Consider the following 19,024-nt stretch of genomic DNA (forward strand, 5'->3'; position numbering starts at 1 on the left):
CCATGACTCGATTATACATTTTCGCTTTATTGGTGCTGACCTCTTTCGGGTCTGCCCTAGCACAGTATCAGTTTGAAAATAAGAAGGCTGAAAAACTCTACGAAAAACTCGAGCAGTATTATGCTGAGGGTGACTATGAGGGAATTTTAAAAAACGAAGGCCAAATCAAAGAGCTCTTTCTGAGCAAACAGGATACCCTTGGGGCCCTGATGAACGGCTTTCTGGGAGAGGCTTATCTTTATTGGGAAAATGACCTGAACAAGAGTTTAGGGTTCTACCAGAAAGAATATGAGTTGCGATCTGCCCTCGGTAAAGAAGGTGGCGACATCAAGAACCTTATTTTTAATTTGGGTTACATCCAGGATGAGCTTGGCTTTTATGGTAAGACAGAAAGTCTTTACCTGGAGCTCCTCCAGCTGGAAGAAGCCGCCTCCGGAGTGAAAAGTGAAGACTATTTCATCTCTGCCACCTCACTTTTGGATCACTATGTGTTTACAGAAGAATTCAACAAAGGCCTGGACCTCATCAAAGACCTGAAAAAGAATGTAGACCGAAAAAGCTTTGAAGAAGCCATGCTTTTGAAGTTTACGGGTGATTTCTATCAGATGTCAGGTGCTAATCGAAAAAGCGAAAAAGCCCTGCTCGAATCATTGGAAATCTTAAGGGAAAATGGGCTTTACGCCTCCGTAGAATACGTCTCCGTCCTCAACAGTATGGGAGGGCTCTACACCATCATCGGCAAAATCCCCGTAGCAGAAGAAGTCTATCAGGAAGCCCTCTCTATCATGGACAGACTACAGGGAGATTACTCAGACTATGAGCTGGCACTCAAAGGCAACCTCGCGCTCATTCTCCAGCTTCTGGGCAACTACGACGAGGCTGAAGAGATTTACCTGGAAAACCTCACTGCCGACGAAGAATTTTACGGAACCGAGTCTTTTGTATATGGCATGGAAGCCTATAACCTTGCTTCCAACTACATGTATGCGCAAAAATATGCCAAGGCTGAGAAGTACTTCATGATCGCCGCGGATGTTTTCAAAGCGGATATGGGACAGGAGAATCTCTACTATGCCCGGGTATTGCAAAACCTGACTTATCTCTATACTCAGACACGCCAACTGGACAAAGCCAAAGAAAATGGCCTTAAGGCAATTGACCTTGTGGAAAAGGCCGCGGGAGACAACTTGTATCAGATTTCATTTGCCTACTATAACCTGGGTGATGCTTACTTCACGGATGGCAATATCCCATTGGCTGAAAAATACCATGCTCAAGCGTTGGAGTTGAGAAAAAAAGGTGTGGGAACCGGTCACTCAGACTATGCCAAAAGCACCAACAAAATGGCCATCCTCAACTGGAACAAAAACAAATTGGATGTGGCCCTTGGGTTTTACAAAGAAACCTTCAAAAACTACTTTGACCAGATCAACATGATCTTCCCCATCCTGAGTGAAGACGAGAAGTCAAAGTTTTATTACAACAACCTGAAACCCGCCTTTGAGCAGTACAACTCATTCATCGTAGAGACCAGCCGAGAAGAAAAAGAGCTGATCAGCGAGATGTATAACTACCAGCTCGCCACCAAAGGTTTGATCCTTTATGCGACCAACAAGGTGAAAGATGCCATCGTCAATAGCAATGACCCGGCACTTATCAGCAAATACGAAACGTGGATTGAGCAAAAAGAGCAGCTGGCCAAACTCTTTAGTGCCTCCGAGATTCCGGCCAACGTCCGTAATCAGAAGATTGACTCTTTGAATGCTTCTTCCAATGCGTTGGAAAAAGAGCTCAGCAAAGCCTCTTCTGTTTTTGCGCAGACGGTGGCCAGTCGTAACCTCACCTGGAAAGACATCCAAACCAAACTAAAACCTGGCGAAGCAGCCGTTGAAGTCATCCGATTTAGAGATTTCACACCAGATTCTGCCGGAGTGTTTACCGACGAGGTGTATTATGCAGCACTGATCATCACCGACCAAACCAAGGACTATCCGGAAATGGTGCTGATGAGAAATGGTAAGCTCATGGAGACCAAATACCTCTCCAATTACCGCAACGCCATCAAGTATAAGATAGACGAAGACTTTTCTTACAAACTGTTTTGGAGACCAATAGCCAATAAGCTGGAAGGGATCAAAAAAGTGTATTTTTCTCCGGACGGAGTATTCAATCAAATCAGTATTTACACCCTTCGAAACCCCGCCACTGGTAATTTCACACTGGATGAATTAGAAATTCAGCTGGTGACCAACACCAAGGATCTCGTAGCGCTAAATGCTAGCCCTAATTCCGAGAATAAATCCTACTTGTTTGGCTACCCCAACTACAACATGGGTGTGCTCGACAGTAAAAAGGAAGAGGGTGGGTCTACAGCTAAAGGTATTGTGGATGCGGCCAGCGAAGGACGTGGAATGAGCCGGGGCGTAAGAGGAAGCCGGGGTGCAGACGATACAGACATTGCCTCCCTGAGTAGGGGCGGGTCTCTACCCAGAGGAATCAGAGGTAATATGCTCAGATACATGCGCTCCAACCAGATGCTGGCCTTGCTGCCAGGTACTAAAAAGGAGGTCAACCTGATCGATAGCCTGTATCAACTGAAAAACGCCAGTGTAACCACCTATCTCAGCAATGATGCCCTGGAAGACAGCATTAAAAACATGAAGAGCCCTCGCACCCTTCACATTGCCACACACGGATTCTTCCTGGAAAGTGAAGAGGAAGAAATGGAGGGTCAGGACAAATACGTACAAAACCCGCTGCTTCGGTCCGGGCTGATCCTGGCTGGGGCCAATAGTTATATCAGTGAAGGTAAAATTTCAGACGAAGTGTATCATCATGAAGATGGAATTCTTACTGCCTTTGAGGCCATGAACCTCAACCTTGATCAAACCGAATTGGTCGTGCTTTCGGCCTGCGAAACTGGTCTTGGAGAAATCAAAAATGGTGAAGGGGTATACGGTCTTCAGCGAGCCTTCCAGGTAGCCGGTGCAGATGCCATCATCATGTCTATGTGGACAGTGGATGATGATGCTACACAGGAACTCATGACCATCTTTTACGAAGAGTGGCTTGGAGGAAAAACCAAACAAGAAGCATTCATCATTGCTCAGAAAAGGCTCAAGGCCAAATGGAAGTCTCCCTATTATTGGGGGGCCTTCGTGATGGTAGGAATTTAATTTTTAAACAAAAACCGGCTTAGTCCGGTTTTTTTGTTTTTCTTTCTGACCGGGAAATACCGTTCAACCTTGCTAGACCATCTTCCTAAGTCCAATGCGCTCGAAAAGCGCCTTTTCGAGTATATCTGTCTGATTCAGTTTGTCATCATGACTTACCTGATGAGCCGGGCATTGCTCAATTTTGGATGGACCGCTCTGGCATTGATGGATCTCGTTGTGGCGCTGATCGGACTCCTCTTTTATCTGCTTTCCAAATACAAAGGATATTTCAACCTTCTTCGCATCCCTCTAATCGGGTTTCTTTTTGCCGCTTCGGTCTTCTTTTGGTACCGGCTGGGGGGCTTTTATGGTACCACGGCCACCGCCGGTATTTCTGTGGGGTTGGTCGCTATTGTCATTTCTCCTGCCCGTAAAAAAATATTTTTCTTTCTTTTCTCGGCAGCCTTTATCATCACACTGGTCATCGTACAGCTACAAACCAACTGGATTGACAGTACCATAGACAAATCAGTGTTCCCCATTAATTACATTATCTTCTCCATGGCCATTTTGATCATTACCTATATGGTCAAGTCCGAGTTTGATAAGGAGCGACGCAAAGCGGTGAAGCAAAACATCAGATTGCAGGCACTAAACGAAAAACTGGTAGAAACCATTAGCCAGAAGGAACAATACATCAATGAGCTCGGTCAAACCAGGGACCGTCTGATTGAGTCTGAGAAAATGGCTTCCATCGGGCGGCTTACTGCCGGCCTGGCCCATGAGCTGAACAACCCACTGAACTACATCGGCGGAAATGTACAACCCATCATCCAGGACCTTGAAGACATCAAACAAGCCATGACCTACAGGCAGCTGGCACAGACCCAACAGACCTTTACCGAAATCCACAACTTACTCTTCAACATCATCGAGGGATCACAGCGCGCATCGGACGTAATCGATAATTTGCTCAAAATCTCACCCAAGGCCGTTGAAAATCAGGTGGCAAAAATTTCCCTCAACGAACTCGTTGGACGTACTTGTGTTTTGTTACAAAATGCTCACCCTGAGATCCACTTCTGGATTGCCCGCAACGAAAAACTGGTGATCCTGGGCAATCCTACTGAGATCAATCAGGTCCTATTGAACCTGCTCAAGAATGCCATTGACGCAGTTCAGGATTGTAAGAAGGGGAAAATCATCGTGGAGGTTTACTGGGAAAACGATCAGAGCATTGTGAATATAAAAGACAATGGCTCGGGGATTCCGTCAGCCAATCTTTCCAAAATCTTTGAGCCCTTCTTCACCACCAAAGAGGAAGGCAAAGGCACCGGGCTGGGTTTATATATCTCCCATGGCATTATCAAAAAACATGGCGGTAAAATCGAGTACTCCGCACTCGATCCCGGCACCTGCTTCAAGGTTTCTTTCCCTTCTTTTCAGGAATCCTGAACAAAAATTATTACCTGACTCGCAGGTGGCCCTTATGTTTTAGAATCTCCCCACTAATAACTTCAAGCGTATGGTTGATTTTATAACAGCCCGCCGGTAGAAAACACATTTCATTTCAGTGACGGTTGAACTACCTTTACTCGCATGAGTGAAAAGAAAAAACTGTTCCTACTGGATGCCATGGCGCTCATTTATCGCGCTCACTTTGCCCTTAGTAAAAACCCCATTGTCAACTCCAAAGGCGTTGATACCGGGGCCATTTTGGGCTTTACCAATTCCCTCCTGGAGATCATCACCAAGGAAAAACCAAGTCATATTGCTGTTGCGTTTGATACCCATGCCCCCACCTTTCGTCATATAGAATTCGCCGAATACAAAGCCACTCGCCAATCTCAGCCGGAGGAAATTGGTGTGGCCATCCCTTATTGCAAAAAAATCATCGCCGGCTTCAACATCCCCATTCTGGAACTGGACGGATTCGAAGCAGACGATCTCATAGGCACACTGGCCAAAAAAGCCGCTCGCGAAAACTTTGAGGTGTATATGATGACCCCCGATAAAGACTTTGCGCAGCTGGTAGAGGATCACATCTTCCTATACAAACCAGCCTATATGGGCAATGCCGTAGACGTGCTGGGTATCCCCGAGGTATTGCAAAAATTTGACATAGACAATGTGGATCAGGTCCGCGATGTATTGGGCCTCAAGGGAGATTCTGTGGACAATATACCGGGTGTACCTGGTATCGGAGATAAAACTGCCTCCAAACTTTTGCGGGAGTTTGGAAGCGTAGAAAATATTGTAGCTAATGTGGATCAGCTCAAAGGCGCACTCAAGACCAAAATAGAAACACACGGTGAGCAGGGCATTTTTTCCAAAAAGCTGGCCACTATTAATATTGACTCCCCCATTGAGTTTGATGAGGAAGGCCTGGTGCTTTCAGACCCTAATCCGGAAGCCTTGAAGCCGCTTTTCGAGGAACTTGAATTCCGCACCATTGCCAAGCGGGTATTTGGAGACACTACTGCCGAGAAAGAGTCCGGGCAGCTCGGCCTTTTTGGAGGTGCCATGAGCGCGCCTCCTGCTTCCAGCAAAGAAAATTTTGAGGAGAAAAAAGTATCCTACCAGCTGGTGGATAGTGTCGAAGACAGAAAATCACTGTTGTCACAACTAAGTAAGCTTGATGCTTTTTGTTTTGACACAGAAACTACCAGCCTGGAGTCCATCGAAGCAGAGCTTGTCGGCATTTCGTTTTGCTTCAAAAAAGGGGAGGCCTATTATGTGACGATTCCAGAAGATCAAAAGGCGGCACAAGCGATTGTGGAGGAATTCAAGGTGCTTTTTGAAAATGAGAAAACCACCAAAATAGGGCAGAACCTGAAGTACGACATGCAGATCCTTCGCAACTATGGCGTCATGCTGAAAGGAGCTATTTTCGATACTATGCTCGCCCACTACCTGATAGATCCGGAGACGGCCCACAACATGGACGTCTTGGCTGAGAATTACCTCAACTACACACCCATATCGTTTTCCGAGCTGGTAGGTAAAGGCAAGAAAGAAAAAAACATTCGTGACATAGACATCAACCTGGTGAAGGACTATGCCTGTGAGGATGCAGACATCACCTTTCAGCTGAAAGAAAAACTGGAACCCGAAATCAAGGAGTTTAACCTGGGCAAACTCCTGCATGAGGTAGAAGAACCCCTGTCTTATGTGCTGGCCGACATGGAATACGAAGGAGTGAAAATCGATGAACAAGCCCTGGCGGCAATGTCCAAAGAGCTGGAGCAGGAGAGCCTCAGGGCCCAAACTGAAATCTTCGAAATCGCCGGTCAGGAGTTTAATATCGGATCTCCCAAACAGCTTGGTGAGATTCTCTTTGACAAACTGAAGCTCATAGACGACCCGAAAAAAACAAAGACCGGACAATACGCCACTGGCGAAGACATTCTTTCGCGGCTGGCCAACGAACACGAAATTGCTTCCAAAATTCTGGAGTTCAGGGAATACCAAAAGTTGAAATCCACCTATGTGGATGCGCTCCCAAAAATGGTGAGCAAAATTGACGGGAGGGTACATACGGACTACCGTCAGACCATCGCTGCCACCGGGCGACTGAGCTCCAACAACCCCAACCTGCAAAACATTCCTATCCGGACCGCAAAGGGCAGGGAAATCAGAAGGGCATTTATCCCCAGAAGTGAAGAGTATGAAATACTCTCCGCAGATTACTCCCAGATAGAGTTGCGCATCATGGCCTCCTTCTCTGGTGATGAGAGTATGACCCAGGCGTTCAAAGAAGGTGTGGATATCCATGCTAATACTGCCAGCAAGGTATTCAAAGTGCCTTTGGATCAGGTGGAGTCGAGCATGCGCCGAAAAGCCAAAGAAGTTAACTTTGGAATCATCTATGGCATTTCGGCATTTGGTCTGTCACAAAACCTGAATATCTCCAGATCAGAAGCCGGAGAGATCATAGAAGCCTACTTCACGGAATTCCCTAAAGTAAAAGCCTATATGGATGATGTCATCGAAAAGGCGCGCAAGCAGGAATATGTAGAAACCATCCTGGGCAGAAGGCGATATTTGAGAAATATCAACACCAAAAATTTCACGATGAGAGGCTTTGCAGAACGCAATGCCATCAACGCGCCCATTCAGGGCAGTGCGGCAGATATGATCAAAGTGGCCATGATCAATGTGCACAACTGGATGAAAAAAGAAAAACTCAAATCCAAAATGATCATGCAGGTGCATGATGAACTGGTATTTGACGTCCACAAAAGTGAAATTGACCTACTCACTACCAAAGTAGATGAGTTTATGAAAACTGCCATCCAGCTGGAAGTTCCTATGGAAATAGGTCTTGGCAGAGGCAATAACTGGCTGGAGGCACATTAATTAATCCCAACACAGATACATGGAAAGCATACCAAGCTTAAGCGATATAAAGAGAGCCCATCAGCGCATCTCCAAAATCATACTGGAAACACCCGTAATGACCTCCAACTCCATCGATGAAATGACTGGTTGCACGGTATTCTTCAAGTGTGAAAATTTTCAGAAAGTCGGGGCATTTAAAATGCGCGGAGCAGCCAATATGATTCTTGGCTTTCGTCCGGAAGAGCGAGTCAATGGCTTTGCTACACACTCCTCAGGTAACCACGCACAGGCCGTGGCCCTCGCGGCGAAGCTGTCCGGAACAAAGGCCTACGTGGTAATGCCCGAAAACAGTGCGGAGGTAAAAATAAAAGCCACCAAAGAATATGGGGCTGAGGTGATCCTTTGTGAAGCAAATGAAAAATCCAGGATCAAAACCTGTAATGAAATTATCGCCAAAACAGGTGCCATTTTTGTGCCCCCTTTTGATGACTATCGGGTAATAGCCGGCCAGGCTACAGTGGCCAAAGAATTCATAGAAGCCGAAGAGTCACTGGAGGTCATCATGACCCCAGTAGGCGGTGGTGGACTGGCAGCAGGTACAGCACTGGCAGCCAAATACCTGGATCCAAACATAGAGGTGATTCTCGGGGAGCCCGAGAAAGCGGACGACACATACAAATCCATGAAGGCCGGGAAGATTATGCCGGTGAAAAACCCTGATACCATTGCCGATGGACTCAAGGTAACCGTGGGTGAGCGTAATTTTGAAATCATTCAGAAGGAAGTAAAAGAAGTAATCACAGTCTCCGAAGCAGAAATCATCAATGCTATGCGGATCATCTGGGAGCGCATGAAAATCATCGTGGAGCCTTCCTGTGCGGTACCTTTTGCCGCCCTGTTAAAAAGGAAAGATGAATTTGCCGGGAAGAAAGTGGGCATTATCCTTACCGGCGGAAACGTGGACTTAGGGAATCTGCCTTTCTAAGCCTATATTTAAAAACTACTAACCTTAGGATGTGAAGCGACTATTTTTCGTGGTGGCCAACCCGGCTTCCGGGAGCACCAGGCTCGAGGATATTCTCAATGATGTCATCGATTTTCTGAATGATAAAAAGTACAAATACGAGGTATTCCTTACCTCCAAAAAACACAACGCCTGGAAGACCGTAGAGAAGAATTTCGACCCTTCATTTACTGACCTCCTCATTATTGGTGGCGATGGTACCATCAATGAGGCCATCAATGGACTCAAATATGACGTGCCCGTGAGTATTATTCCCAATGGCACGGGCAACGATTTTGTAAAAAATTACCCTGTGGGCAAATCCATCTATGATTACCTGAAGGTGCTGGACAAAGGAGCCATACACACGATAGACCTGGGCTTGTGCAATGGAAGAAAGTTTGTAAACGGGGTAGGTATCGGCTTTGACGGCCAGATTGTTGCAGACATGCTCCGCAAAAAAAGCTTTCTTAAAGGTCCTACCAAATATTACTACTACGTACTGCGTATACTGGCTAGCTACAAAGCTCGGCGGTATAAGTTTGTCCAGGATAAATCCCCCTACGAAAAAGATCTTATCCTCCTCTGTGTGGCCAATGGCACCACCTTTGGCGGAAGCTTTAAACTTACTCCGGATGCAGAGATCAACGATACCATCCTGGATGTCTGTGAAATCGGGAAAATCAGTGGCCTACGAAGGTTTTTGAATATCCATCGACTAAAAGAAGGAACTCACGATCGGCTCCCTGAGGTCAAACTATCCCGCTGCAAACACCTCACGGTAGACGAAAATCCACACCTGGAAGCCCACATCGATGGCGAATATTTTGGGCACCCTCCATTCGAATTTGGGGTACTCCCAAATGCCTTGAGGATCCGAATGCTGAAATAGTACGGCTATCCTTTTTGTGTTTTCCGCAGGTAGAAATAGGTGCCCACCGCCCCGGCAATGATCAATAGGGAGATGAATTGAGAGTGTGAGAGTACCCCGTCGATGATGAACCCTCGGCGGATGTCTCCCCGAAAGATCTCAATCACAGACCGACCAATGGCATATAGGACGATGTAGACCAGAAACAGCCTTCCTTCAAAACGTTTATACCGCTTGAACATCCACAGAATAATCAGGGTACTACCGATCCAGGCCACCTCATAGAGCTGAGTGGGGTGCAGGGCGGTGTTTAGCGGTTCTGCCTGGCTTTCCGGGTCCGTAAAAGTGATCCCCAAAATACTCTCTGTAGGCAGGCCGTGACAACAACCCGCAAAAAAGCATCCCATCCGGCCAAATAAGTGGATAACACAGCCCGCGATCGCCATTCGATCCATCAAAGGCCAGACCGGCCACTTTTGCTTTCTGAAATACCAAACCGTGACAGGAATGACAAAGAGCAAGGATCCATAAAACACAAAACCAGTTCTGAATCCTTTGAACATATTGGAAATCGGGTGGAAGTAGTAATCTGGTTTCTCCAGATAAAAGAAAAACTTACCCCCCACAAATGCGGCTACAATGATAAGAATGGCCAGGTTTTGAATCTTTTCCGGCGAAATGCCAAGCTCACGCTTCACCACTGTGGACACATAAAAGTAGCCGGCAACAGCCCCCAACATAATCATGAAGCCGTAAGTGTGAATGGTAAAGCCGCCAATGGTAAATAGTTCTGGGTACATATCGGTAGTTGGATAAAATGGGTAGTTGTTTTGTTATTTGAAGGGGTTGGCTCCATGATGCGTACTGCTATCGAACACACGAATGGCTATGACCTCAGCTGTGGCTGTCACTTCACCATTCACCTGAGCCGTGCAGGTCATGACTGTCTTCTTTCCTTTCACCTCAGTCACCTGAGCACGCAGCTCTATAGGGTGATCATTGGGCGTGGGCTTGATATACTTCACAGTGATGGTGCCCGTAGCGTATCGGTAAGTAGGCGCAGAGTCCAGGGATCGGCCCTCTCTTCTATATGCGTCAGCCATGGCTGTACCCATGCAGTGACAATCAATGAGGGTGGCAAGAATACCCCCATTCAGCAAATTGGCCCATCCATGGTACTTCTCCTGAGAGTTCCAGGTGCAAACCGCTTCCTCACCTTCCCAATAACTCTGCACATGCAAGCCCTCCTCATTGCTCTCCCCACAGCCGAAGCACACGTTTTCCGGCATATGCTGTTGGAAATAGTCTTTTTTCATTTATCTGAATTTCAAGATGTCTGCTCGTTTTCGATGCGTTAAATTTAACCATTAAAATATCACTTTAGATTTTCTGACGATCTCCTTTTTATCAAATTTGACTCCATATGATTCATATTTTAGATCTTGAGTTTCAGGGCATAGATCACGCCATTGCTTCATTCCTCATTGAGACCAGTGCTGGCCCTGTGCTTATAGAATCCGGACCATACTCCACCTTTCCTTCCATGGAAAGTGCCCTCCGTCAGCATGGTTACAAAACATCTGACATTCGGCATGTGCTGCTCACGCATATCCACTTTGATCATGCCGGAGCTGCCTGGGCTTTTGCCAAAAGCGGTGCCAAAATATACTTGCACCCATTCGGTGCCACTCATATGGAAGATCCTACCAAACTGTACGAATCCGCATCCAGAATCTATGGAGACCAGATGGGCCCTCTATGGGGGGCTATGGAAAAGATTCCTGGCGACCAATTGATTACGCTCGGGCATTCCGAACAGCTCACCATCGGTGACCAAACATTCACAGCCCTGCACACCCCAGGCCACGCTCAGCATCACATTGCCTGGGAGCTGGGGGAGGTCATTTTCACCGGAGATGTGGCAGGAGTAAAAATAGGGGCTGGCCCGGTGGTACCTCCGTGTCCTCCTCCTGATATCAACCTCGAGGATTGGAATCAATCACTGGACATCCTTCTGGAACGAAAAGCCAAAACCTTGTACCTGACCCACTACGGGCAGATCACTCAGATCGAATCTCATATTCAGGAGCTCAGGGCCATGCTTACAGATTGGGCCAATTGGATAAAACCGAAATGGGAATCTGGTATGGCTGCAGACGAAATGACCCCTTTGTTTTCGAAGTATACCGCTGACCAACTGAGCGGATTAGGGGTGTCAGCCCATGGTGTAAAGCAATATGAAGCCGCCAATCCCAGCTGGATGAGTGTGGCCGGGCTCATCAGGTATTGGAAGAAAAAAAACTCCCTGGGGCAGTCCTGACCAAAATCATGCTTTGGGTTGAGTAGGGTCAATCTTTCTACCCCTGACATGTCGTAGCTTTCTACCTGAAAAGCTTCAAATGTCATGAAAAAAATACTTGTTCCCACTGATTTTTCGGATTGCGCCAGATACGCCAGCGATACAGCCATGCAAATAGCCAAGCGAGCTGGCGCGGAGTTGCATTTTTACCACCACATTTTCGTTCCGGTAGACTGGGTGGTGGTAGACTTTGGTCATGGTAGCTCCCTGCCAGACATCTCGGAAGAGGAAAAAGGCGTTTTAGAACAATTAAAAAATCTGGAAAGCGAGGCCTTTAGTCAGGGAATAAAATGTGTCACTCACATGGACTACGACACGAGTTCGGAGTCCATCACCAGGTATGCAGCTGCGCAGGACATTTCACTCATAGTGATGGGGTCGCATGGTGCCAAAGGCATCAAGGAGTTCTTCATCGGGTCAAATGCTCAAAACGTGGTGAAACATGCCAACATCCCCGTGCTCATCATCAAGAATAAACCTGTAATTCGCGACTCACCGACTGTCCTATTTGCTTCCGATTTTCACACCGAGGCACTTAACGCTTTCAGACTAGTAGCGAAATACGCCAAAAAAATAGGCTCGAAGATACACCTGGTGTATCTCAATACTCCGGCTGAGTTCAAAAGATCCTGGGTGATCCGGGATCGCATGGATCAATTCATTGACATAGCATCGGATAGTCTTGCCAAAGCAGAAATTGTCGATTGTTTGTTTTTGGAAGAGGGGCTGCAAAACTATTGTGAAGAAAACGAAATTGAACTCCTCGCCATGGCCACTCATCACCGAAAGGGTTTGCCTCGTATGTTCATGGGAAGTATCACAGAGCAGGTGGTGAATCATATGGAAATACCCGTTGTGAGCATCCCCATCACCTAAGGTTTCAGCAAAGAGGTCTCCGTGAGGTGATCAAAATCATATGGTGACTTTGGGCTTTCAGGAGCAGCATTACGTTTTATGTTTTATGCTACACCCTTTAAATACTACCCAAATGAAAAAGATTCTTGTTCCTACAGATTTTTCGGATTGCGCACAGAATGCAACCGAGGTGGCTAAAGAAATTGCCAGGCGATATCATGCAGAACTACATTTTTATCACTTCGTATCCGTGCCCGTAGATTGGGTGCACCTTGATTTTGCCCAGCATACCATATACCCGGATGTGACAGAGGAGGTTAAACGGGTACAGAACCAGCTGGATGCCGCTGTAAAAAATGCAGAAGCTGATGGTCTGCAAAGTGTTTCCTATATGGACTTTGACAACAGCACTGATGCTGTCACCAGGTACGCAAGATCCAACAACATCTCTATGATCGTGATGGGTTCGCATGGTGCCCGGGGGGTCAAAGAATTCTTTATAGGCTCCAATGCTCAAACTGTAGTCCGCCATGCGGAGGTCCCTGTGCTCATTGTCAAGCAAAAGTTGAAACGTGTGGCTTTTCCAAACATTCTGTTTGTCTCTGATTTCGAAGATGAAATGATTCGTCCCTTTGAAGATGTGGTAGATTTTGCAGAATTGCTCGGAGCAAAAATCAATTTGCTCTATGTAAATACTCCTTCGGAATTTCAACGCTCATGGGTCATAAAGGAGCGAATGGAGGGGTTCATTGCGCTAGCCTCAGGTAGTCTGGGAAACGTTGAAATTATAGACAGCCATTCCTTTGGTGAAGGGTTGGAGAAGTATTGTGAGATGAACCAAACTGGCCTCCTGGCAATTGCCACACACCATCGCAAAGGGCTGTCAAGAGCATTTCTGGGTAGTCTTACGGAGACGGTTGTCAATCACGTAAAAGTGCCGGTAGTTAGTTTTCCAATACTCACATAGCCTATCAGCCTGAGGTTCCGTCTGAAAAGAAAATTTTATACCCGTCAGGTATAAATATGGGTTTTCATGCTTTCTTATCAAGTCTGAATTGATACAGGTTTTATTAGCTTAGTGGCACGTAAAATCATTTTGTAAGTATAAAGAAGTAAGTATGAAAAAGTTTTTTGGCCTCTCACTGATCAGTCTGATGATGGTCGGCTGTGGAGGCAAATCAGAAAAAGCCTGGATGGTAAGCTCACCAGACAAACAGATCGAGGTGAAATTTTTTACCCAAGGCGGCCAGCCAGCCTATGCGGTGTCCTATAAAGGACAAAGTCAAATCGACACCTCGTTCCTCGGCTTTATGTTTCAGGATCAGCCAGCACTCCAGGGTAACCTCAAAGTAACTTCAGGCATCACCAGCTCTTTTAGCGAAACCTGGGAAATGCCCTGGGGAGAGCAAAGAGAAGTAGAGAACAGCTACAATGAGCTGAAACTATCTCTGGAAGAGACAACTCCCCCCAACCGCAAATTTGATGTGGTTTTCAGGGCGTTCAACGATGGTGTGGGATTCAGATATGAATTTCCCAAGCAACCTGCCCTGGATGGAGAAACCATCATTTTAGAAGAACTCACAGAGTTTAACCTTACCGGAGATCATCAGGTATGGTGGATCCCTGGTGATTGGGACATCTATGAGTACCTGTACAACACCACCCGGTTTTCAGAGATCAACGCCTACTCAGTATTCATCCCGGGTGATCACCTGGGCCAGGTATACTTGCATAGCAACGCCGTGAATACTCCGGTAACAATGAAAAGCGACGCGGGCGTATACCTCAGCTTTCACGAGGCTGATTTGACCAACTACCCGGGAATGACCCTCAAAGTAGACACCACCAGCCTCAGCATGGTCAGCGAACTGGTAGGTAACAAAAGTGGGATCAAAGCCAGGGTAAAAGCGCCCTTTATTACACCCTGGAGAACGGTCCAAATCGCTGATCGTGCCGGGGATCTGATAGAATCCAGGATGATCGTCAACCTAAATGATCCCAATCAGGTGGGGGATGTGTCGTGGTTTACGCCAATGAAATACATAGGAATCTGGTGGGATATGCACCTCGGTAGAAAAACCTGGGATTACGCCAGTGGCAATCACGGAGCCACCACTGAATATACCAAAGAGCTCATGGACTTTGCTGCGGAGAATGGAATTGGCGGAGTGCTGGTAGAAGGATGGAATACTGGTTGGGAAACCTGGACAGACCCAAATATGCGCGATACCATCTTCGATTTTACCACACCATACCCAGATTATGATCTGGCAGAATTGGCAAGGTATGGCAAAGAAAAAGGGGTGCAAATCATCATGCACCACGAAACCAGTGGGGCCGTGGCCAGGTATGAAGAACGCATGGAGCCTGCCTATGACCTCATGAACAGATTGGGCATCCACTCTGTAAAAACCGGCTATGTGGGTACGATCATCCCGGACGGTGAGTATCACCACGGACAATGGATGGTCAACCACTATCAAAAAACCGTAGAAACTGGCGCCAAATATCAGGTAGCTATCAACATGCACGAGCCAATCAAGGCAACCGGAAAGCGAAGAACTTTCCCAAATGAGATCGCGCGTGAAGGACTCAGAGGACAAGAGTACAATGCCTGGGCAGCAGAAGGAGCAAGTCCTCCAGAGCACCTGCCCATCGTAGCCTTCACCCGAATGCTGGCCGGACCGATTGATTATACCCCGGGTATCTTCAACCTCACGCTCAAACCCTACAAAGAAGACCACCCAATCAAATCCACTCTGGCACAACAGCTCTCCCTGTATGTGGTCATTTACAGCCCTATCCAGATGGCAGCAGATCTTATCGAATACTACCAGGGCAATCCTGCGTTTCAGTTTATTCGGGATGTAGCCGTGGACTGGGAGCAGAGCAAAGTTCTCGATGGTGAGGTAGGAGATTTTGTGGTGACCGCCCGACAGGCGAAAGGCACAGACAACTGGTTTGTAGGTGGTCTTACAGATGAAAACCCAAAACCTTATACCCTGAAGCTGGATTTTCTGGAAGAAGGAAAGACTTACACCGCCAGTGTATATAGGGATGCTGAAGATACAGACTATGTCACCAACCCTACAGCCATTGATATTGTGGAGCTGGAGGTGAAAAAGGGAGATGAAATCCCTGTGAACATGGTTGCCGCTGGTGGGTTTGCAGTGAGTCTGCTCGCCCAGTAATGCTATAACGCTCTAAGACAGAAAAACCCAATCCGGAATGGTCTTGTCTGGCAGTTTCTCCAGACATTCAATTCCCGGGTTGGGTTTTCTATTCTACGAACACGACCCGCTTGATTATCCCCTAAGTTTATCCAATAAATCATTGAGTTGATCCATCTCCTCAAGACTCAGGTTGTTATATATATTGTCTAACTCCTTGATTTCTTCATCAATGCGCTCACAGAGGGCGTGGCCTTTGTATGAGATGGTCACATCCACCAGCCTTTTGTCTTTGGAGGATACCTCTTTGATCACGAGTTCCTTTTTCAGTAATCGGTCCACCATCCTGGAGACCCCGGCATTCTTCTCCGCCATGCGATCCAGAATCTGAGAGGTGGTATAAGAGAGAGGAAAAGCTCCACGCAGTATCCTCAGTACGGTGTACTGCTGCGCGGTAAGGTCATACCCGGCAAAAAACTGCTGCATTCGCTCGTAAGTCCAGCCATGAGTAAAACTGAGGTTTACCCGCAACTTATGCTGAACAGACATAAAACCCTCTCCTTTGATTTCATCTTCAATTTTCATAAAAATAAGCCTCTTGCCCCATGCAATTTATGATGAATCATTGATGATCTATCACTACTTCTTAAAGTCCTTATTGCCGGGAAAGAATTATATTTCTCATATATTTCGCCTACCATGAAAAGACTCCTATACAGCCTCCTGATTCTGCTCGTTTTATTGACAGCCATTGTTTTGCAAATCCTCCACTCGGGTGGTTTCTTCAGAAAAGTTGCTCCCGGTTTTGAAGGGAACATCATTCAAAAAATCAAACTGCCGGGAGCAGAAGATATCGCCATCAGCCGGGAAGATCATTTTTTGATCGTTTCGTCCGACAACAGAGCTGCCCGAAGAGACGGTCAACCAGAGCAAGGAGGCCTCTATCTCGTAGACCTCCGGGAGGAGCCCCTCTCGCCAAAACTACTCACTGAGCGTTTTGAGCAGCCCTTTTTCCCACATGGCATTTCTCTCCTTCGCCTGGACTCCGGGCGCTATCAGGTTTTGGCCATCAACCATGTGAATGAAAAGCACACGATAGAAAAATTTCTACTCTCTGGTGATCGGCTGGTACATGAAAATACCCTCTCAGACGAATCAATGGTTAGCCCCAATGATGTAGTAGCCACCTCCGCCAATACTTTCTATTTCACCAATGACCACCGACATACCACGGGCACCTGGCGGTTAATGGAAGATTATCTGGGCCTCCGTCAGTCCAATGTGGTTTACTCAGATGGAAGCTCCTACCGTGAAGTGGCGCATGGCATTGCCTATGCCAACGGCATCAACTATGATGAGAACAGAAACCTCCTTTTCGTGGCTTCTCCCAGGGATTTTCTGGTGAAAGTCTATGCGACCAATCCGGGTGGAAAGCTGTCCCTTATCGAGGATATAGATGTAGGCACAGGAGTGGATAATATTGAGTTTGATGAATCGGGAACCCTTTGGATCGGTGCGCATCCGAATCTGATGAAGTTTGCCAGCTATGCATCAGGCCGATCAGAAATAGCCCCTTCAGAAGTGATTCAACTAACCTATCGCAGTACTGGTGATTATGATGTCAACTCTGTCTTTTTGGATGACGGGTCCATTATTTCTGCCTCTACGGTAGCTGTTCCCTTCAATAACCTGGTTTTCATAGGCAATGTGATGGACGATGAGCTGATAGTCTGGGAGCGATGATTACAAAAAAACCCGGCCTCTTCAGGTCGGGTTTCTTAGGTCTTTGTGATGCTTTGTTCTCAACCTTTCCTCAGGTAGATATTCCCACTGATCGTTTCCAGCTCCATGGGGGATCCTCCACTGTTCACTTTTCCTCGCACATTCATCCCTACCACCTGCCGTAGGCCTTCCTTTCCTTCCGGGAAATCGATTTCCAGGTCGGAGAAGATCTCGCCGGAGATGGTTTTGGCTTTGAAATCAAGCCCTTCTTCTCGAGCGACAGTGATGTCAATATCTCCTGAAATGGTTTTCAACTCCACTTCCCTGGTCATGGGAGTAATGATGAAATTACCGTTGATTGTATTGGCTTTAAGCCGAAGTTGACTGGGTAAAAAAACCCGATAGGCGATTTCCGTCTGAAAATTACAATTCTCCCCTTTTCGGTCCACTTTCTTCCACATGTCTTTGTCCATGGAAATGGTGATAGCTCGCTCGGTGACCATTTTATCCAATGTGAAAATGTGATCATATTCTCCATCGTTGATGGAAACACTCACTTCTACATACACTTCATTTTTATCCCATGTTTGGATGGTGATGTCATCTGCAAAATCAAAATTGAGTTGCAGGAGCTCTTGTTTTCCCACATTCGCTGATTCGGTCACCTGAGTCTGGGCATAGCCCACCCAGGTAGCTGCGAGGAGCAGCACGGTTATTAGTGTTTTCATTTCCGTTTGGTTAAAGTCTGAGTGGTTTACTTGGCTTTTCGAATGTAGACGTCTCCACTGATGCTCTTGAGAGAAACCTCTACTCCACCACCATTTAGGGTAGCATTGGCAGACATCCCCCCGCCCCATCTTTTGAGGTCTTTTTCATCTCCAAACTTGAAGTCCACATCCGTGTATATTTCACCCGACACTGAGGATAGTTTGAAGTTGCCCTTGGAGCTTGCCGGCAAGGTGATGTCCAAATCACCGCTGGTAGATGAGATAGATGTAGGTGTGGTCTGATTGAGCGAGGAAAAGCGTACTGAAATATCGGAACTCAAAGAGTAGGCAACCAGCGGGCCTGTGATGTCCTCAAAGATCAAATCCCCATTTTGACTTTTTACCTCCACCTCGTTGGTTAACCCTCTGGCATAAAAATCCCCTGACTGCCAGCTATTCAGATCAGCCCTGAGCATCATGTTTTTAGGTAGTTTGATCCTGTACTCTCCGTCCGCTTTCCTGCTGGCGCCACTTATGGTGATCTTATTTCCCTCCTGCACCACGCTCAGACCAATTCCCGTATTTTCAGGGCCCGTGGCAGAAAGTGGTTTCAAGCCTTTGGCTTTCTCAGGTATTCCTTCGTACTCATCTGTCTCTATGGTGATTTCATTGCCGGACACACCCTCTATAGAAATGTCTGCATAAAGATTCTGTATCACCACAATGGTTTCCGCAATATTCCCTTTGGGGGTGTACTTGTACTGCTGGGCATGTGCCGCCAGAGCCACCAGGCTCATCAGCAGGGTAAGTGTATAAACTCGTTTCATTTCTTTTTCAATGT

Annotated in this window: 15 protein-coding genes; 10 read left to right on the forward strand and 5 right to left on the reverse strand. The window is 46.8% G+C overall.

All coding sequences use genetic code 11. The features are described from left to right. Positions 1–2 precede the first annotated feature (2 nt). The 5 genes from ACHKAR_RS09975 (at position 3) to ACHKAR_RS09995 (ending at position 9,391) form a co-directional block, all read left to right on the forward strand. Entirely contained in the window at positions 3–3,176 is a 3,174-nt protein-coding gene (locus ACHKAR_RS09975; protein ID WP_395417308.1) for a CHAT domain-containing protein, read from the forward strand. Positions 3,177–3,245: 69 nt separating this feature from the next. After that, entirely contained in the window at positions 3,246–4,610 is a 1,365-nt protein-coding gene (locus ACHKAR_RS09980; protein ID WP_395417309.1) for a sensor histidine kinase, read from the forward strand. Positions 4,611–4,754: 144 nt separating this feature from the next. Beyond that, a complete protein-coding gene (gene polA, locus ACHKAR_RS09985; protein ID WP_395417310.1) occupies positions 4,755–7,514 on the forward strand; it encodes a DNA polymerase I in 2,760 nt (919 codons plus the stop codon). Between the two features lie 19 nt (positions 7,515–7,533). Further along, positions 7,534–8,481, forward strand: a complete 948-nt coding sequence (locus ACHKAR_RS09990; protein WP_159582427.1) for a threonine ammonia-lyase — start codon at positions 7,534–7,536, stop codon at positions 8,479–8,481. A gap of 31 nt (positions 8,482–8,512) precedes the next feature. Next, the gene (locus ACHKAR_RS09995; RefSeq protein WP_395417311.1) at positions 8,513–9,391 is read left to right on the forward strand and encodes a diacylglycerol/lipid kinase family protein; all 879 of its coding nucleotides are present in this window, start codon (positions 8,513–8,515) and stop codon (positions 9,389–9,391) included. Between the two features lie 5 nt (positions 9,392–9,396). On the opposite strand, the gene lgt is transcribed toward ACHKAR_RS09995, so the two are convergent. Both lgt and ACHKAR_RS10005 read right to left on the reverse strand, forming a co-directional pair. Further along, positions 9,397–10,170: a prolipoprotein diacylglyceryl transferase gene (gene lgt, locus ACHKAR_RS10000; protein WP_395417312.1), complete on the reverse strand. Its 774-nt coding sequence runs from the start codon at positions 10,168–10,170 to the stop codon at positions 9,397–9,399. A 33-nt stretch (positions 10,171–10,203) separates the two neighbouring features. Then, on the reverse strand, positions 10,204–10,686 hold the full coding sequence (locus tag ACHKAR_RS10005) for a PaaI family thioesterase (RefSeq protein ID WP_395417313.1): 483 nt from the start codon (positions 10,684–10,686) through the stop codon (positions 10,204–10,206). A 107-nt stretch (positions 10,687–10,793) separates the two neighbouring features. Here ACHKAR_RS10005 and ACHKAR_RS10010 point away from each other — a divergent pair, with 107 nt between their 5' ends. The 4 genes from ACHKAR_RS10010 (at position 10,794) to ACHKAR_RS10025 (ending at position 15,775) form a co-directional block, all read left to right on the forward strand. After that, the gene (locus ACHKAR_RS10010) at positions 10,794–11,690 is read left to right on the forward strand and encodes an MBL fold metallo-hydrolase (RefSeq protein ID WP_395417314.1); all 897 of its coding nucleotides are present in this window, start codon (positions 10,794–10,796) and stop codon (positions 11,688–11,690) included. An 84-nt stretch (positions 11,691–11,774) separates the two neighbouring features. Then, the gene (locus ACHKAR_RS10015) at positions 11,775–12,605 is read left to right on the forward strand and encodes a universal stress protein (protein ID WP_395417315.1); all 831 of its coding nucleotides are present in this window, start codon (positions 11,775–11,777) and stop codon (positions 12,603–12,605) included. Positions 12,606–12,717: 112 nt separating this feature from the next. Further along, a complete protein-coding gene (locus tag ACHKAR_RS10020) occupies positions 12,718–13,551 on the forward strand; it encodes a universal stress protein (RefSeq protein WP_395417316.1) in 834 nt (277 codons plus the stop codon). Between the two features lie 151 nt (positions 13,552–13,702). Further along, positions 13,703–15,775, forward strand: a complete 2,073-nt coding sequence (locus ACHKAR_RS10025) for a glycoside hydrolase family 97 protein (RefSeq protein ID WP_395417317.1) — start codon at positions 13,703–13,705, stop codon at positions 15,773–15,775. 114 nt (positions 15,776–15,889) lie between these two features. Here ACHKAR_RS10025 and ACHKAR_RS10030 read toward each other — a convergent pair whose 3' ends face one another. After that, on the reverse strand, positions 15,890–16,339 hold the full coding sequence (locus ACHKAR_RS10030) for a MarR family winged helix-turn-helix transcriptional regulator (protein ID WP_395417318.1): 450 nt from the start codon (positions 16,337–16,339) through the stop codon (positions 15,890–15,892). A 114-nt stretch (positions 16,340–16,453) separates the two neighbouring features. Here ACHKAR_RS10030 and ACHKAR_RS10035 point away from each other — a divergent pair, with 114 nt between their 5' ends. Further along, entirely contained in the window at positions 16,454–17,497 is a 1,044-nt protein-coding gene (locus tag ACHKAR_RS10035) for a strictosidine synthase family protein (protein WP_395417319.1), read from the forward strand. A gap of 59 nt (positions 17,498–17,556) precedes the next feature. On the opposite strand, the gene ACHKAR_RS10040 is transcribed toward ACHKAR_RS10035, so the two are convergent. Together ACHKAR_RS10040 and ACHKAR_RS10045 are read right to left on the reverse strand one after the other, a co-directional pair. Next, positions 17,557–18,204, reverse strand: a complete 648-nt coding sequence (locus tag ACHKAR_RS10040) for a DUF4097 family beta strand repeat-containing protein (RefSeq protein WP_395417320.1) — start codon at positions 18,202–18,204, stop codon at positions 17,557–17,559. A 26-nt stretch (positions 18,205–18,230) separates the two neighbouring features. After that, positions 18,231–19,010: a DUF4097 family beta strand repeat-containing protein gene (locus ACHKAR_RS10045; RefSeq protein ID WP_159582438.1), complete on the reverse strand. Its 780-nt coding sequence runs from the start codon at positions 19,008–19,010 to the stop codon at positions 18,231–18,233. Between the last annotated feature and the right edge of the window lie 14 nt (positions 19,011–19,024).

The organism is Marinoscillum luteum (assembly GCF_044005705.1).
In the GTDB taxonomy this organism is placed as follows: Bacteria; Bacteroidota; Bacteroidia; order Cytophagales; family Cyclobacteriaceae; genus Marinoscillum; species Marinoscillum luteum.

Bases quoted from the DNA above. Each gene is read 5' to 3' on its own strand.
- ACHKAR_RS10035 (WP_395417319.1), top strand. From the start codon at position 16,454: ATGAAAAGACTCCTATACAGCCTCCTGATTCTGCTCGTTTTATTGACA.
- ACHKAR_RS09975 (WP_395417308.1), top strand. From the start codon at position 3: ATGACTCGATTATACATTTTCGCTTTATTGGTGCTGACCTCTTTCGGG.
- ACHKAR_RS10030 (WP_395417318.1), bottom strand. From the start codon at position 16,339: ATGAAAATTGAAGATGAAATCAAAGGAGAGGGTTTTATGTCTGTTCAG.
- ACHKAR_RS09990 (WP_159582427.1), top strand. From the start codon at position 7,534: ATGGAAAGCATACCAAGCTTAAGCGATATAAAGAGAGCCCATCAGCGC.
- lgt (WP_395417312.1), bottom strand. From the start codon at position 10,170: ATGTACCCAGAACTATTTACCATTGGCGGCTTTACCATTCACACTTAC.
- ACHKAR_RS10040 (WP_395417320.1), bottom strand. From the start codon at position 18,204: ATGAAAACACTAATAACCGTGCTGCTCCTCGCAGCTACCTGGGTGGGC.
- ACHKAR_RS10025 (WP_395417317.1), top strand. From the start codon at position 13,703: ATGAAAAAGTTTTTTGGCCTCTCACTGATCAGTCTGATGATGGTCGGC.
- polA (WP_395417310.1), top strand. From the start codon at position 4,755: ATGAGTGAAAAGAAAAAACTGTTCCTACTGGATGCCATGGCGCTCATT.
- ACHKAR_RS10015 (WP_395417315.1), top strand. From the start codon at position 11,775: ATGAAAAAAATACTTGTTCCCACTGATTTTTCGGATTGCGCCAGATAC.
- ACHKAR_RS10045 (WP_159582438.1), bottom strand. From the start codon at position 19,010: ATGAAACGAGTTTATACACTTACCCTGCTGATGAGCCTGGTGGCTCTG.
- ACHKAR_RS10020 (WP_395417316.1), top strand. From the start codon at position 12,718: ATGAAAAAGATTCTTGTTCCTACAGATTTTTCGGATTGCGCACAGAAT.
- ACHKAR_RS10010 (WP_395417314.1), top strand. From the start codon at position 10,794: ATGATTCATATTTTAGATCTTGAGTTTCAGGGCATAGATCACGCCATT.
- ACHKAR_RS10005 (WP_395417313.1), bottom strand. From the start codon at position 10,686: ATGAAAAAAGACTATTTCCAACAGCATATGCCGGAAAACGTGTGCTTC.